General features: G+C 72.1%; 11 protein-coding genes. 3 read left to right on the forward strand and 8 right to left on the reverse strand.

Annotation, left to right across the window (positions count from 1 at the left end; all coding sequences use genetic code 11):
* Positions 1-133: 133 nt before the first annotated feature.
* From ACIRF9_RS46820 to ACIRF9_RS46845, 6 genes are all read right to left on the reverse strand, one after another.
* Positions 134-916: a DUF1684 domain-containing protein gene (locus tag ACIRF9_RS46820; protein WP_403836004.1), complete on the reverse strand. Its 783-nt coding sequence runs from the start codon at positions 914-916 to the stop codon at positions 134-136.
* Complete coding sequence (locus ACIRF9_RS46825) at positions 913-2,259, reverse strand: NtaA/DmoA family FMN-dependent monooxygenase (protein ID WP_403836006.1); 1,347 nt, start codon at positions 2,257-2,259, stop codon at positions 913-915. Before ACIRF9_RS46825 ends, ACIRF9_RS46820 begins: the two co-directional genes overlap by 4 nt.
* Positions 2,256-3,329: an LLM class flavin-dependent oxidoreductase gene (locus ACIRF9_RS46830; RefSeq protein WP_403836008.1), complete on the reverse strand. Its 1,074-nt coding sequence runs from the start codon at positions 3,327-3,329 to the stop codon at positions 2,256-2,258. Before ACIRF9_RS46830 ends, ACIRF9_RS46825 begins: the two co-directional genes overlap by 4 nt.
* A gap of 39 nt (positions 3,330-3,368) precedes the next feature.
* Positions 3,369-5,171: an FAD/NAD(P)-binding protein gene (locus ACIRF9_RS46835; protein ID WP_403836010.1), complete on the reverse strand. Its 1,803-nt coding sequence runs from the start codon at positions 5,169-5,171 to the stop codon at positions 3,369-3,371.
* Positions 5,172-5,550: 379 nt separating this feature from the next.
* Positions 5,551-6,147, reverse strand: coding sequence for a GTP-binding protein (locus tag ACIRF9_RS46840; RefSeq protein WP_403836012.1), 597 nt, complete (start codon positions 6,145-6,147; stop codon positions 5,551-5,553).
* 115 nt (positions 6,148-6,262) lie between these two features.
* The gene (locus tag ACIRF9_RS46845) at positions 6,263-7,402 is read right to left on the reverse strand and encodes a DUF5685 family protein (RefSeq protein ID WP_403836014.1); all 1,140 of its coding nucleotides are present in this window, start codon (positions 7,400-7,402) and stop codon (positions 6,263-6,265) included.
* A gap of 306 nt (positions 7,403-7,708) precedes the next feature.
* Between ACIRF9_RS46845 and ACIRF9_RS46850 the strand changes: the two genes are divergently transcribed.
* Positions 7,709-8,146 carry a cell division protein SepF gene (locus tag ACIRF9_RS46850; protein WP_403836016.1) on the forward strand — a complete coding sequence of 146 codons (438 nt, stop codon included), beginning with the start codon at positions 7,709-7,711 and terminating at the stop codon, positions 8,144-8,146.
* A gap of 44 nt (positions 8,147-8,190) precedes the next feature.
* On the opposite strand, the gene ACIRF9_RS46855 is transcribed toward ACIRF9_RS46850, so the two are convergent.
* Together ACIRF9_RS46855 and ACIRF9_RS46860 are read right to left on the reverse strand one after the other, a co-directional pair.
* A complete protein-coding gene (locus ACIRF9_RS46855; protein ID WP_403836018.1) occupies positions 8,191-9,381 on the reverse strand; it encodes an acyl-CoA dehydrogenase family protein in 1,191 nt (396 codons plus the stop codon).
* 221 nt (positions 9,382-9,602) lie between these two features.
* Positions 9,603-11,219 carry an MFS transporter gene (locus ACIRF9_RS46860; RefSeq protein ID WP_403836020.1) on the reverse strand — a complete coding sequence of 539 codons (1,617 nt, stop codon included), beginning with the start codon at positions 11,217-11,219 and terminating at the stop codon, positions 9,603-9,605.
* A gap of 248 nt (positions 11,220-11,467) precedes the next feature.
* On the opposite strand from ACIRF9_RS46860, the gene ACIRF9_RS46865 reads away from it, so the two are divergent.
* A complete protein-coding gene (locus tag ACIRF9_RS46865) occupies positions 11,468-12,670 on the forward strand; it encodes a mannosyltransferase family protein (protein WP_403836022.1) in 1,203 nt (400 codons plus the stop codon).
* A 195-nt stretch (positions 12,671-12,865) separates the two neighbouring features.
* Positions 12,866-13,894 carry a phosphatase PAP2 family protein gene (locus ACIRF9_RS46870; protein WP_403836024.1) on the forward strand — a complete coding sequence of 343 codons (1,029 nt, stop codon included), beginning with the start codon at positions 12,866-12,868 and terminating at the stop codon, positions 13,892-13,894.
* Positions 13,895-13,996: the final 102 nt, after the last annotated feature.

Consider the following 13,996-nt stretch of genomic DNA (forward strand, 5'->3'; position numbering starts at 1 on the left):
CACGCCGTGACCCTGACAAGCGCTGAGGGGGAGTATTCGGCCGAACGGCCGGTCGGCGCAAGGGCGCCTTTCGGCCGTCAGACCTTGAACGAACTGCGTGAGTTGAGCACTCTTGAAGCCCTCTTGCCCCAGCTCAGACCAGGTTGCGCTCCCCTGCCTCGATCGCCACGCCCAGAGTGTTCCCCGGCGGCGGGAAGGGGCAGATGAAGGCGTCGGCGAATGCACACGGAGGTAGTACGGCCCGGTTGAAGTCGACCGTCGTGTGCCCGTGCGCGTCGGGTGCGCCCGGGTGGAGGAACCGGAACCGGTAGCTGGTCACCCGGCTGGTGGTGTCGGCGAACACCGCCCACAGCGAGCCGTCGCCCTGCACGGTCACCTGGAGCGTGTGCTCCTGCCCGTCGAGGGCGAACGCCAGTTCCCCGCCGAGCCCGAGCCCGCGCTCCCGCCCGTCCGCGTTCGGCACCCGGACGGTGCGGTCCTCGCCGTACGGCGTGAAGCGCCCCGGCACCGACCAGCGGTCCTCGTACGGAGTGGCCTCGACGCCCCGGAACAGGCGCCGGGCCTCGGCGCCCGGGTCGAAGTCGCGCACCCCCCACACCCCCTCCCGCACCAGCACGACCAGCCGTCGCTCCCCGTGCGCGACCCGGGCCGCGGCCACCGCTCCCGCGTCGGCGCCGAGCCGCACCTCACCGCTGAACGGCTTACCGTCCACGGTGAGCCCGTCGGCCTCGGCCGCCGTGAGGACCACCCCGTCCTCTCCGGCCACCCAGGCCCCGGGGATGTCCGGAAGTCGACCGTCCGGAAAGTCCTCCAGCCAGTACGTTCCGGTGAGCGCGAGCGGTCCGTAGGGCGCCGAGAGCGTCTCGACGCGGTGCTCGTGCCACTGCTTCCAGACGTCTGCCGCGTCCGTCGTCAACTGATCAGTCCTTCGAGTGGGGGGTGGGACAACCCGAGATGGGAGCGCAGGGTGGTGCCCTCGTATTCCGTGCGGAACGCGCCACGCTCCTGGAGCAGCGGCACCACCCGGTCGACGAACTCGTCGAGCCCGCCGGGCGTGAGATGCGGTACGAGGACGAAGCCGTCGGCGGCGCCCCGGCGCACGAACGTCTCCAGTTCGGCGGCGACCGCCCCGGGTGTGCCGATGAAGGACTGCCGGCCGCTCGCCTCGATCACGGTCTGCCGGATGGACAGCCCCTTCTCCTTGGACAGCGCCCGCCACTTCTCGGCGATCGCGACCGTGTCGCCGCGCCGGGTGCGGCCCCGGGTGAGCTGCGGATCGGGCACCGGGTCGATCTCGGGCAGCGGCCCGTCGGGGTCGTACGCCGACAGGTCGACGCCCCAGAGCTGCTCCAGGGCGAGGATCGCGTTCTGCGGGGAGACCTGCTGCCGGCGTATCTCCGTCGCCCGCTCCCGCGCCTCGGCGGCGGTGTCGCCGAGGACGACGGTGACCCCGGGCATGATCTTCAGATCGCCGGGCGTACGGCCGTACTTGGCGAGCCGCCGCTTGAGGTCGGCGGAGAAGGCGCGCCCGGCCTCCAGCGTGCCGTGCCGGCTGAAGACCACGTCGGCGGTGGCGGCCGCGAACTCCCTGCCCTCGGCGGAGTCGCCCGCCTGGATCACCACGGGGTGCCCCTGCGGCGAGCGGGGCACGGTGAACTCGCCCGCGATGTCGAAGTGCCGGCCCCGGTGCGCGAACGGCCGGGAGACCCCCTCCGGGGTCCAGGAGTCCCACAGCTGTCGTGCGGTGGCGACGAACTCGGCGGCCCGCCCGTACCGCTCGGAGTGGTTCAGGTAGCCGCCGCGCCGGAAGTTCTCACCGGTGAAGGCGTCCGAGGAGGTCACCACGTTCCAGGCGGCCCGGCCGCCGCTGAGGTGGTCCAGCGTGGCCAGTCTGCGGGCGAGTTCGTACGGCTCGTTGAAGGTGGCGTTGACGGTGGCGGCGAGCCCGAGGCGCTCGGTGACGGCGGCGAGCGCGTTGAGGACGGTGAGCGACTCGGGCCGTCCCACCACGTCCAGGTCGTGGATCCGGCCCTTGTGCTCGCGCAGCCGCAGCCCCTCGGCGAGGAAGAAGAAGTCGAACAGCCCGCGTTCGGCGGTGCGGGCGAGGTGCTCGAAGGAGGAGAACTCGATCTGCGACCGGGAGCGGGGGTCGGCCCAGACGGTGGTGTTGTTGACGCCGGGGATGGGGGTCCCCCCGCTCGAGCGAAGTCGAGAGTGGGGGAGGGCGGCGAGATGGACGATCGGTTTTCGGGCGCTCATGCTGCTCCCCCTGCGTACTGGTTGGCGGGCCGCGCCAGGCCGAGGTGCTCGCGGAGGGTGCTGCCCGGGTAGAAGGTGCGGAACAGACCGCGGTGCTGGAGCAGCGCGACCGTGCCGTTGACCAGGCGTTCCAGATCGCGGCGGGGTTCGACGGGGGTGAGGTGGAAGCCGTCGGCGGTGCCGTCCTGGTGCCAGGAGGCGATCAGCTCGGCGAGGTCGACGGGGCCGCCCCGGTAGAGCGGGCCCTGTGCGGTCTGCCGGGGGCCGCCCCCGCCGTGGCCCGGTTCGGCCGCGTGCTCGCCGTCGCCGAGGTCGACGAGCAGCCCCACCAGCACCCGCAGGGTGTCCGGGTCGCGCCCGAACGCGGCGGCGTCGGCACGCAGTTGCTCGCGTAGGGCACGGGCCTGCGCGGAACTCGCCACGCGCACCAGGGCCACGTCGGCGTACCGGGCGGCGGTGCCGCGCGCGTGCCCCTCGGTGGCGTCGACGACGCGCACGGGGTGCCCCTGCGGTGGCCGGGGCACGATCGAGGGGCCCTTCACCGCGAACGTGGTCCCGGTGAAGTCCACATGGTGCAGCTTGTCCCGGTCGAGGAAACGGCCCGTGGCCACGTCCCGGATCTCGGCGTCGTCCTCCCAGCTGTCCCACAGCCTCGCGGCGACGTCGGCCACTTCACCGGCCTCCTGCCACAGCGCCTCCAGCGGAGCGGCGTTGCGGCGGCCGAAGAGCCGAGCCTCGCCCTCGCCGACGGACACGTCGATCCGCCAGCCGGCCCGGCCCCGGCTGACCCAGTCGAGGGTGGCGACGGCGGCCTGGACGTGGAAGGGCTCGGTGTGGGTGGTGGTGAGGGTGGGCACCAGTCCGACGCGCTGGGTGGCGGGCGCCACCCGGGCCAGCACGGCGGGCGCGTCGAGTCCGGGCCGGGCGAAGGTGTCGTCCAGGGTCACGAAGTCGAGCCCGCCGCGCTCGGCGAGCCGCGCCAGCTCGACATGGGAGCCGGCGTCGTACACCCCGGGCTGGTCGACGGCGGCGGCCAGGTGCAGCAGCCCCCGGCCGTGCGAGGAAGTCATACGGGAGAAGCCCCTTCTGTGGATACCGCCGGACCGGCTCTAGGCGACGGCGTCGACGCCGAGGTCCCGCAGGAACACCAGGGCCGCCCGGGCGGTGGCGTCGTTCTGCCGGAACGCCGGTCCGCCCGTGCGTGGCCGGGTGAAGGCTCCCGGGGTACGTCCGTCGGTGTGCGGGCCGAGCGCGAAGCGCCGTGGGTGGGGCCGGCCGGACCCGTCCAGGACCCGCCCGTCGGCCCGGTCCACCCGCAGCAGTCCGTCCGCCGTCTCCCCGGCGCCCTCGGCGTGCAGCTCGCGCAGCAGCGGGTCGAGGGCGCGCCGGAGGGTCGGCTCGGGCAGCCGGGCCTCCACCAGCGCCCGCGCCTCGACGGAGAATCCGGGCACGGTCGGGCTGGAAGCCCGGAACACGCCGTCCTCTGCGCGTACGGCCATGTCGGCGCCGACGAACCTCAGCACCCCGGCCCGGGACAGCGCGAGCAGCTGCCGCAGCCGGGGGCCGGGCGGCCCCGAGGCGAGGTAGCTGAAGAACCCGTGCCACCAGGACCCGATGTCCCCGAGCCGTACGAGTTGCCCGTAGACGGACAGCAGTCCCAGGAAGACGGCGAGGTCGGCGCTGTTCCGGGCGTCGTGGCTCCGGTCGAGGTCGTCCTCCACGTACCGTCGCAGGCCGTCCTGGAACTCCTCGTGCGACGCGTACCGCGCCCCGTCCAGCGGCCGGTCGAGCGCGGCGAGGTCGAGCCGGTCCCGGGGATCGGGCACGGCGGACGCCACCAGGGCGTCGCGCTCGGCCGCGTCACCGGTGGCCGCGTACTTCTCCTCGAAGTCCGTCCACGCGATCGCGGTCCGCTCGGGGTGGGCGGTGAACAGCCGGTGGTAGTGGGCGAAGCCCAGCTCCTTCTCCACCAGCGGCCACACGTCCCGGCGGAAGTCGAAGCCCTGGGGCCGCGCGAGCAGCGCGTCGATCTCGGCGGGCCCGAGGAATCTGGGCAGCGGCGGCCGCTCCCCCGTCCAGTCGTAGCCGATCTTCGAGTGGTACGGCACTCCGCGCCGCGACCCGACGTACAGCACCGGCTCCCGCCCCGAGGGCACATAGGTGTCCCCCTCGTACCGTCCGCCGCGGCCCTCGGTGAGCAGCACCATGAGGTCGACGAAGGCGAGCCCGAAGCCGCGTACGAGGACGGGTTCGCCGGGACGGAGTGCGGACAGGTCGCTGTCGGCGGTGAAGTCGGGCGGCAGATGGGTGAGCCCGTGCGCGCGGGCGTACGCGGCCAGCTCGCGCTGCTCGTCGTCGAGTTCGGCGTCGAGGTGGCCCAGGGTGAGGACGACGAGGTCGGCGAGCAGCGGCCGGGGCCGCCCCTCCAGCCACACCTGCTGACGTCCCTCGCGCGGGCCGCTCACCCTGAGCGCACGCCGGGGATGGTGGTGGACGGTGATCTGCTCGGGCAGGCCGGCCACGGCCCGGTCGTGCACCCAGCGCAGATAGGCGCCCTGGAGCTGCCGGTCGGCAAAGAGCCGCCCGTCGACCCCGGCCCACTCGTGCAGGGTGGGTCCGGACCGCACCGGGCCGTCCATCTGCACGGTGTCGTCCGTGAACATGGTGACGTCCTCGGCGTGCGAGTTCATCCACAGCAGCGGCGACTGGGCGGCCCGCCAGATGCGTCCGGCGCCCGGCGGATGCGGGTCGACGAGATGGATGTCGAGACCCGAACCGGCGTACAGCTCGGGCGCGTTGGCGGCGATGCGTTCGATCAGACCGGTCCCCCGCGGCCCGGCTCCGACGATCACGAGTGACTGCCTCGCCGTGGAGGTGGGGTGGGTGCTTGTGCCGAGGGCGTCGGAAGGCATGGGAAGGCTCCGTGACACGGTTGGTCGAACACGTGGGTGCCTTCACACGGCGAAGAGGTACGGCCGAGCCCCTCAGCAGGGCCGTACAGCGAGAGTACGGGGACGTTTCCCCTCACTGTCAAGGCTGTCCGAACTGTGAGCCGTACGTCTCAAGTCGGTTGACGGTCAACCGGAGACCTGTTCCACTTGGCCCATGCATCCGCAGCAGTGGCTGGTCACACGCTCCCACATCGACTTCGGTCGAGTGTGGTCCTCGTCCTGTTGAGCTGACCCCGCTGCGCGCCCCGGCCCCTTGTTCCGGAGGGGCGCATCTCGCGTTCTCGCCCTACGCCTTCACACGCACACCCCTCCCCTCGCAGCACCCCGAGCCCCACGGCGATCAGCGCACGCCGACCGCCCGTCGCCTCGGGCTTGCCCGGACCCCGATCACGCGGTCCATCAGGGCGCCCAGCACGTCCCGTACCGAACCCCTTTCCCGCGCGTCGCACTCCAGCACGGGAATCTCGGGGTTCAGCCCCAACGCCCGCCGGACTTCCGCCAGTTCGACCCGCTCGGCCCCGTCGAACCGGTTCACGGCGAGCACGAACGGCACGCCCTGGGCCTCGAAGTAGTCCACGGCCGCGAAGGACTCCTCGATCCGCCGGGTGTCCGCGAGGACGACCGTCCCCAACGCGCCCTCCACCAGGTCGTCCCACAGGAACGAGAACCGTCCCTGTCCGGGCGTCCCGAACAGATACAGCGCGATGGTCGGATCGAGGGTGATCCGCCCGAAGTCGAGCGCGACGGTGGTTCTCGTCTTGGCCTCCACACCCTCCAGCGAGTCGACCCCCACCGACACCTGTGTGATCGCCGCCTCGGTGTCGAGGGGCTCGATCTCGGAGACGGCCCCGATGAAGGTCGACTTGCCGACGCCGAGCCCCCCGCTCACCACGATCTTCACGGCAAGCGGCACGGTCCTGTCAGAGCGCCCGGGCATGGTCCCCGCTCCTTTCGAGCATCCGCTTCTCGACAGGAGATACGTACCGGGGCCGCCGGACACTCACCGTGACGCCCCTCACAGAGCGCTACGTGCACCGGGAAGTGACCCTGTGTCAGCAGGAGCAGTCACAGCCGCAGCAGTCGCACCCGTCGCAGCAGCCGCAGTCCGAGCACCCGCAGTCACAGTTGCCGCAGTCACAGTTGCCGCAGCAGCCCTCGCGCTTCTTGCGCGACCACGGCCCCTCGAACTCGTCGGCGCAGCACACCTGGCAGGTGCAGCACAGCCCGAGCGCGACCGCGCACCCGGCCAGCAGCCCCCGTGGCTGCTTGGGGGTGACGGGCGGCTGGGGCATCTGCGGCGGCGGGCCGAAGGCGGACGGCGCCCGGTGTCCGCAGGACGCCGTCCCGAACGCCCGGTCCACCGACCGCTCCAGTTCGTGCGCGAGCAGCCGATGCGCCAGCCCGGCCTCCACGAACTCGACGTCCTTCAGCGCGAGCCGTATCCCGTGCAGGGCGTCGTCGGCGAGCCGGCGGGCCTCGGTGAGCGGGGTCCGGGTGGCCGTCAGCGGGTTCCAGGCACCGGCCTCCGCATCGGCCGCCTGGTCCTCCACGGCGTCCAGCAGATGCGCGAGGCGTCCGAACAGACGCCCGGCCTCGGCGAGCGGTACGGCGTTCCCGGGCCGTCCGGCCAGCACCGCGGTGTGGGCGAAGGCGGCGGCCGTGGCGGTCTCGGTCGGCTCGGTGACGGTCAGCAGCGAGGTGCCCGGCCCGGCGAGCGCCTCGATCCCGACCTGCCGGTCCACGGCGTCCACCAGGACCGCCGTGTCGAACCCGACCGCGGCCCCGCCGCGTTCCCCCGCCCGCCCCCAGCTCCGCGCGACCCGGCGGGCGGCGGCGGCGACCGGTCGCCGCGCCAGCAGCCCGTCCCCGTCGGCGACATGGTCGCGCACCTTGGCCGAGGCCAGCACCAGCGAGACGGCCGCGGCGAGCCGCGCGCCCTCGCCCTGCGCGACGGAGGCGGTGCGCATCCCGCGCAACGGGCACGGTCCCGCCGTACGCCGCCACCCCCCGGCCCGCTCGGCCTGAGCCTCCGTCAGGACCGAGACGAGCAGCCCGTCGTAGTTGGTGACGACCCGCGCGAACTGCCCGTGGTCGCCGCGCAGCGCGAGGCACAGCCCGCACAAGTGCGCCATCCACTGGGTCTTGAGCCGCTCACCGAGTCGATGACTGCACGGCCTGACGATTCCGAACATGAAAACCCCCGTAGTCAGACATTGAGCTGCCGCATGCTATCGGCCGATAATTGCCGTTGAACGTTCCGGCTTGTTCACCCGTACGCACCATGTATCACCCGTACGGCACGAACAGTCATATTTCACTCTCAGTCAGCAGCCGTGCACGGCAGGACCCTTGGGAGACGCGGGCTCTCGACGGATCCGCTGTGCACCAGTACCGTCACAAACCCCCCGCGCGGCGTCTATCCACTTGGCGCGACATCCGCATCATGGACGACCATGGGATGCGGAAAGCATGAAAGACCGCTGTGAGAGGAGGCGTCCATGGGATCGGTGCGCAAGGCGAGTGCTTGGCTTGGCCTCGTCGACGACAACGATGACGAGCGTTACTACGACGACGACTACTCCGAGGGGACCGACTCACAAGACGCCTGGGTCACCGACCCGCGCGTGAAGGTCGCCACGGACACGGCCGAGGAGAAGGGCCGCCGGATCGGCACCGTCACCCCGGACAGCTTCCGGGACGCGCGGCTGATCGGTGAGCTGTTCCGCGAGGGCGTGCCGGTCATCATGAACCTCACGGCCATGGAGGCCTCCGACGCCAAGCGCGTCGTCGACTTCGCGGCCGGGCTGATCTTCGGTCTGCGCGGTTCGATCGAGCGGGTCTCCACCCGGGTGTTCCTGCTGACCCCGTCCAACACGGAGATCGTGAACGGCGATCCGGCCGGGCACCGGACGGACGGTTTCTTCAACCAGAGCTGAGGCAGGGCCGCTCACCGGCCCTGCCTCGGCCCCCCGGGTCCGGGTCAGCGGAAGGCGTCGAGTCCGGTGAGCGCCTTGCCCAGGACGAGCTGGTGCATCTCGACGGTGCCCTCGTAGGTGAGCACCGACTCCAGGTTCGTCGCGTGCCGCATGACGGGATACTCGAGCGAGATCCCGTTGGCCCCGAGGATCGTCCGCGCCGTACGGCAGATCTCGATGGCCTCCCGTACGTTGTTGAGCTTGCCGAAGCTGACCTGCTCGGGACGCAGGCGGCCGGCGTCCATGCGCCGCCCCAGATGATGGGCGAGCAGGATCCCCTTGTGCAGCTCGACCGCCATGTCGGCGAGCTTGGCCTGGGTCAGCTGGAACCCCCCGATGGGCCGCCCGAACTGCTCCCGTGTCCGCGCGTACTCGACGGCCGTCTCGAAACAGCTGCGCGCCGCCCCCATCGCGCCCCAGACGATCCCGTACCGCGCGTGGGACAGACAGCTCAGCGGCCCCCGCAGCCCGACGACCTCCGGCAGCACCGCGTCGGCGGGCAACCGCACCTCGTCCAGCACGAGCTCACTGGTCACACTGGCCCGCAGCGACCACTTGTGCTTGATCTCGGGCGCGGAGAACCCGGGACTGTCGGTGGGCACGACGAACCCGCGGATCCCCCCGTCGGTCTGCGCCCACACCACCGCGACCCCGGCCACGGAACCATTGGTGATCCACATCTTCCGCCCGCTCAGCACCCAGTCCGAGCCGTCCCGCTTGGCGTAGGTCCGCATGCCGGCCGGGTCGGACCCGTGGTCGGGCTCGGTGAGCCCGAAGCACCCGATGACCTCACCGGCGGCCATCCGCGGCAGCCACGCCTGCTTCTGCTCCTCGCTCCCGAACCGGTGGATCGCGTACATGGCGAGGGACCCCTGCACGGACACCAGGGACCGGATCCCGGAATCGGCGGCCTCCAGCTCCATGCAGGCGAGCCCGTACTGCACGGCACTCGCCCCGGCGCACCCGTACCCGCTGAGCGACATCCCGAGCGCCCCGATCGCCCCGAGCTCCCGGGCCAGCTCCCGGATCCCCGGCAGCTCCCCCTGCTCGTACCACTCGGCCACCTCGGGCAGCACCCGGTCAGCGGCCCAGCTCCGGACGGTGTCACGGATGGCGAGATCCTCGGGGTCGAGCAGTTCGTCGAGACCGAGGGGATCGGCGGGATCGAACGGGGGCAACTTCGAGGACGCGGACATACGACAGCCTCCCGGGGGCATAAAACTAGCACCGCTAGTCACAATGTCCCGGGCGACGTTAGCCGTGCTTGTTTCCCGCCGCAACGGCAAGAGGCACGACGGCGCGGCCCGGCGGCGCCGAACAACCCGCCCGCGCTCCCCCACCCACCGCCCGCACGCACGCCCACCCCCCGGGGGAAAGTCGCCGACGGCGGATCACCCCCACGGGCGAGGGTCACTCCTCAGCGAACCGTCACGGGTGGTGCGTGGGTGGGAGACTCGACCTCGCGGGGAGCGGGCAGCTCCACCTCCACCCCGGCCGGCTCACACTGCATCGCCCGCGGCAGCCGCAGCGCCATCACCGCCCCCAGCAGCAACAACCCCGCGCTGACCAGCAATGTGACATGCAGCCCGTGCACAAAGCTGTCCTTCGCGACCCGCCGCAGCGCGACCCCGGCCGGCCCGCCCAACTGCCCGGAGACCTCATATGCCTCGCCCAGCGAATGCCCCGCGGCCGCCGACGCGGCCGCCGGCACCCCGGGCACGGAGGACAACCCGGGCGCGTAGGCGGCGTTCATCACGCTTCCCAGCAGGGCGATGCCGATACCCGCCCCCAGCTGGTAGGAGGTCTCGCCGATCGCCGCGGCCCCACCCGCCCGCTCCGCCGGAGCCTCGCTCAGCATCGACTCGTACGCCGCGAACAGCGTCGTCTCGAGACCGAATCCGAGCAGCACGAACCCGGACAGCAGCAGCCCCGCGTTGTCCGACCCGCCCATCGCGGTCAGCATCAGCACCGCGACCGCCGTGAGGAGGAACCCCCCGCAGACCATCCGCCGCGGCCCGAACCCCCGCAGCAGCCGCGCCCCGGCCAGCCCCGCCGCCATCGCGGCGAAGGTCAGTGGCAGGAGTCGTAGGCCCGTCTCCAGCGGCGAGAGCCCCAGCACCAGCTGGAGATACTGCGCGGCGATCAGTTCCAGACCGACCAGCGCCAGCATCGCCAGCACGATGCACCCCACGGACGTACTGAACGCCGGCCGCGTGAACATCCGCAGGTCCACCAGAGGATGCGCCCGCCGCCGCTGACGTCGTACGAAGAACGCGATCAGCACGATGCCCAGCGCGAGCGGCAGCACGGTGAACGGCCCCGGCTCCCCGCCGCCCAGCCGCTTCACGCCCAGGACGAGACAGAACAGCCCGGCCGCCGCCATCAGCGCGCCGACGACGTCCCAGGGCCCGTCACCGGCACCCCGCGACTCCGGCAGCAGCAGCCGTCCCACCGGAAGGCTGACCAGCATCAGCGGAATGTTGACGAGGAAGACCGACCCCCACCAGAAGTGCTCGAGGAGGAAGCCGCCCAGCAGCGGCCCGACGGCCGCGCCGACCGCGGCCACGGCACTCCAGATGCCTATCGCGAGCGCCCGTTCCCGCCGGTCGGGGAAGACCTGCCGCAGGATCGACAGCGTGGCCGGCATGATCATCGCACCGCCGACGCCGAGCAGCGCCCGCGCCGCGATCAGCACCTCGGCGCTCCCGGCGAACGCCGCCAGCGCGGAGGCGACGCCGAACAGGGCGTACCCGAGCAGCAGGATCCGCCGGCGGCCCACCTTGTCGCCGAGCGTGCCGAACAGGATCAGCAGCGCGGCGCAGACCAGTGGATAGGTGTCGACGATCCAGAGCAGCTCGATCGCGCCGGGCCTCAGGTCCTCGGTGACGGCGGGCACCGCGACGTGCAGCACGGTCGCGTCGACGGCGACCAGGAGCAGGCTGACGCACAGCACCACGAGCACGACCCAGCGGTTGGCACCGGCCCCGGCCGCCCGACGGCGCAGCCCAGCGGCGGCCGTGGTCGTCCCGGACATGTACATACCTCCCAGGTGATCCCTCGGTCCGGCGGGCTCGCGGGGTGGGGACTCCCCGCGACTCGGCCGGAGAGGAGCGGTGGTCTCCGGCCCGCGCAAACGAACACGAGTGAATCGCAGCGTACGCGAGTTCGCGCCAGGGCCACGTGGCGGAACTCTCACACTTCGCCGGGATCCCGTGTGGCGTACGCCACTCACCTGGGCCACTTCGCGGCAACACTCCCGTTACCCGGTCGATAATCGAGCCCGTGACCGATCTTGAAACGCGCGTGGCGCCTCGCCGCACCGCGGCCCTGCGCCGGGCGGCCCCCGCCCTGCTGGGGTACGCGGCCGTGCGGGCCCTGGGCCTGCTCGCCCTGGCCCTGTGGAGCGCCGCCCGCGACAAGAGCGCGTACACGCTGCTGACGGCCCGCTGGGACGCCCTCTGGTACACGAGGGTCGCCGAGCTCGGGTACGGCTACGAGGTCCGGCTGCCGAACGGCGACGTCCACTCCAATCTCGCCTTCTTCCCGCTGCTGCCCTGGCTGGAAAGGCTGCTGCACGCGACCACTCCGCTGTCGTACGCCGACGCCGGTCTCACCGTCTCCCTGCTCGCCTCGCTCGCCGCGGCCTGGGGGATCTTCGCGGTCGCCGATCACGTGTACGGCCGCCGGGCCGGCGTCTGCGCGGTGCTGGTGTGGGCCCTGCTGCCCGTCGGGATCGTGCAGTCGATGGCGTACAGCGAGTCACTGTTCACCGCGCTGGCCGCCTGGTCGCTGTACGCGGTGCTGACCGGACGGTGGGTGATCGCGGGCGTGCTCGCGGCGCTGTCCGGCCTGACCCGGCCGGTGGGGCTCGCGGTGGTCGCGGCGGTCTGGGCGGCCGGCCTGGCGTCCTTCCTGCGGGAGCGGGGCGCCCTCTCCGGGTTCTCGTTCGTGCGGAACCGCAGCGCGGCGCCCGAGCCCGGCGCGCACGCCACGGCACGCGCCCTCGGTCTGCTCCTCGCCCCACTGGGCACCGCGGGGTTCGTCCTGTGGGTCGGCCACCACACCGGCACGGGCCCGCTCGGCTACCTCGACGTCCAGGCGGGCTGGCGCAACGGCTTCGACGGCGGCTACGCCTTCGCCCGCTTCGTCGCCGACAAGTTCACGTCGTTTCCGTCCGCCCTGGCCGGACTCGGCCTGGTCGTCGGCGTCGCCCTGCTGATCCGGCTGTACGTCGTCTGCGTACGGCAGCGCCAGCCGCTTCCGCTGCTGGTGTACGGGGGTGTGGTGCTCGCGCTGGCGCTGTGCGCGTCGAGCTACTTCGGCTCGAAGCCGCGCCTGCTGCTGCCGGGCTTCCCGCTGCTGTTCCCCCTCGCCCTGGCCCTGGCCCGGCTGCGGACGTCGAGGTCGGCACTGGTCGCGGGCGGTGTCGCGGTGGCGTCGGCCGTGTACGGGGCGTGGTGGCTGAACGGTTCCGGTCCTCCGTGAGTTTCCGGTGAACTCATTCATAAGTTCCTTAAAACTATCCCCGCCAATGATCAAAGGAATTGAAGGGACCGGTGTTCGAGGAATACCGATTCCGTAGGAATAAACCTGCTTCTGAGAGCAATCCCACATCACATCGTCATCACAAACCAGCGGATTCGGCCGAGTGCCGAGCTCACTCGCTGTAACGTCGTTTAGGTGCGTACCGAACGAAACCTCACCCGTCTGGACCGGGTGTTCGCCAGGCTCGACCGCGAGCCGGAACGACCGGCCCACATCGATGTGCCGAGGATGAGCCGGCACAGGATCGCGCTGCTCGCGGCGACCCTGGCCTTCTATCTGGCGATCGTGTGGCTCGTGGTGATCACCTCGTGGCTCGTCCGCCTCGACTGGCAGGTCATGTTCTTCCGGCCGTACCAGCAGTGGCCCGAGATCCACGCGTTCCTGGACTACTACGTCGTCCTCGGCCAGCGCGGCCCGACCGCCGTGATGGTCGCCGCCTGGCTCGGCTGGAGATCCTGGCGCCAGCACACCCTGCGCCCGCTGCTCACGCTGGGCGCCTCCCTGCTGCTGCTGAACATCACCGTCGGCGCCGCCAAGCTCGGCATGGGCCGCCTGGGACCGCACTACGCGACCTCCATCGGCGCGAACGAGATGGGTCTGGGCGGCGATATATTCCCCAGCGGCCACACCGCCAACGCGGTCGTGACCTGGGGAATCCTGGCGTATCTGGCCTCCACCCCGCGTGCCCGCCGCTGGCTGTCCGCCGTCTCCGCGGTGGTCTCGCTCGGCGTCGGCCTCACCACCGTCTACCTCGGTACGCACTGGCTGAGCGATGTCGTGCTCGGCTGGGCCGCCGGTCTGCTGATCCTGCTGGCCCTGCCCTGGTGCGAGCCGCTGATCGCCCGCGCCGAGGTCGCGATCCTCGACCTGCGCGACCGCTGGCGCGAGCGCCGCGCCGGCACCGTCCCGGCGCCGGCCGCCCCCGTCGCCGTACCCGTGCCGTTCAAGCCGCGGGCCACGGCCCAGGACGAGGCCGCCGCGGCCCGCGAGACGGTCGCCGCGGCCCGTTCGGCCCGGGCGCCGGTCTACCTGGCCCCGGGCCCGCACACGGCCCGCTCCGAGCGCACCCCGGTCACCCCCGTCGGCAGCCGCAGACCCCCGCACGCCGAGCGCCTGCCGCGCGGTGCGACCGCCTCGGCGGCCCGCCCGCTGACCGGCGGCTGACCCCCTCGAGCAGCGGGACCACCGGTACGCACAGCCCGGTCCCGCGCACGAAGGCCCCGGTTCCCCTCCTGACGGGAACCGGGGCCTTCGCCGTGTCCTCCT

Origin of the sequence: Streptomyces sp. NPDC096132 (assembly GCF_044763345.1) — a bacterium.
In the GTDB taxonomy this organism is placed as follows: domain Bacteria; phylum Actinomycetota; class Actinomycetes; order Streptomycetales; family Streptomycetaceae; genus Streptomyces.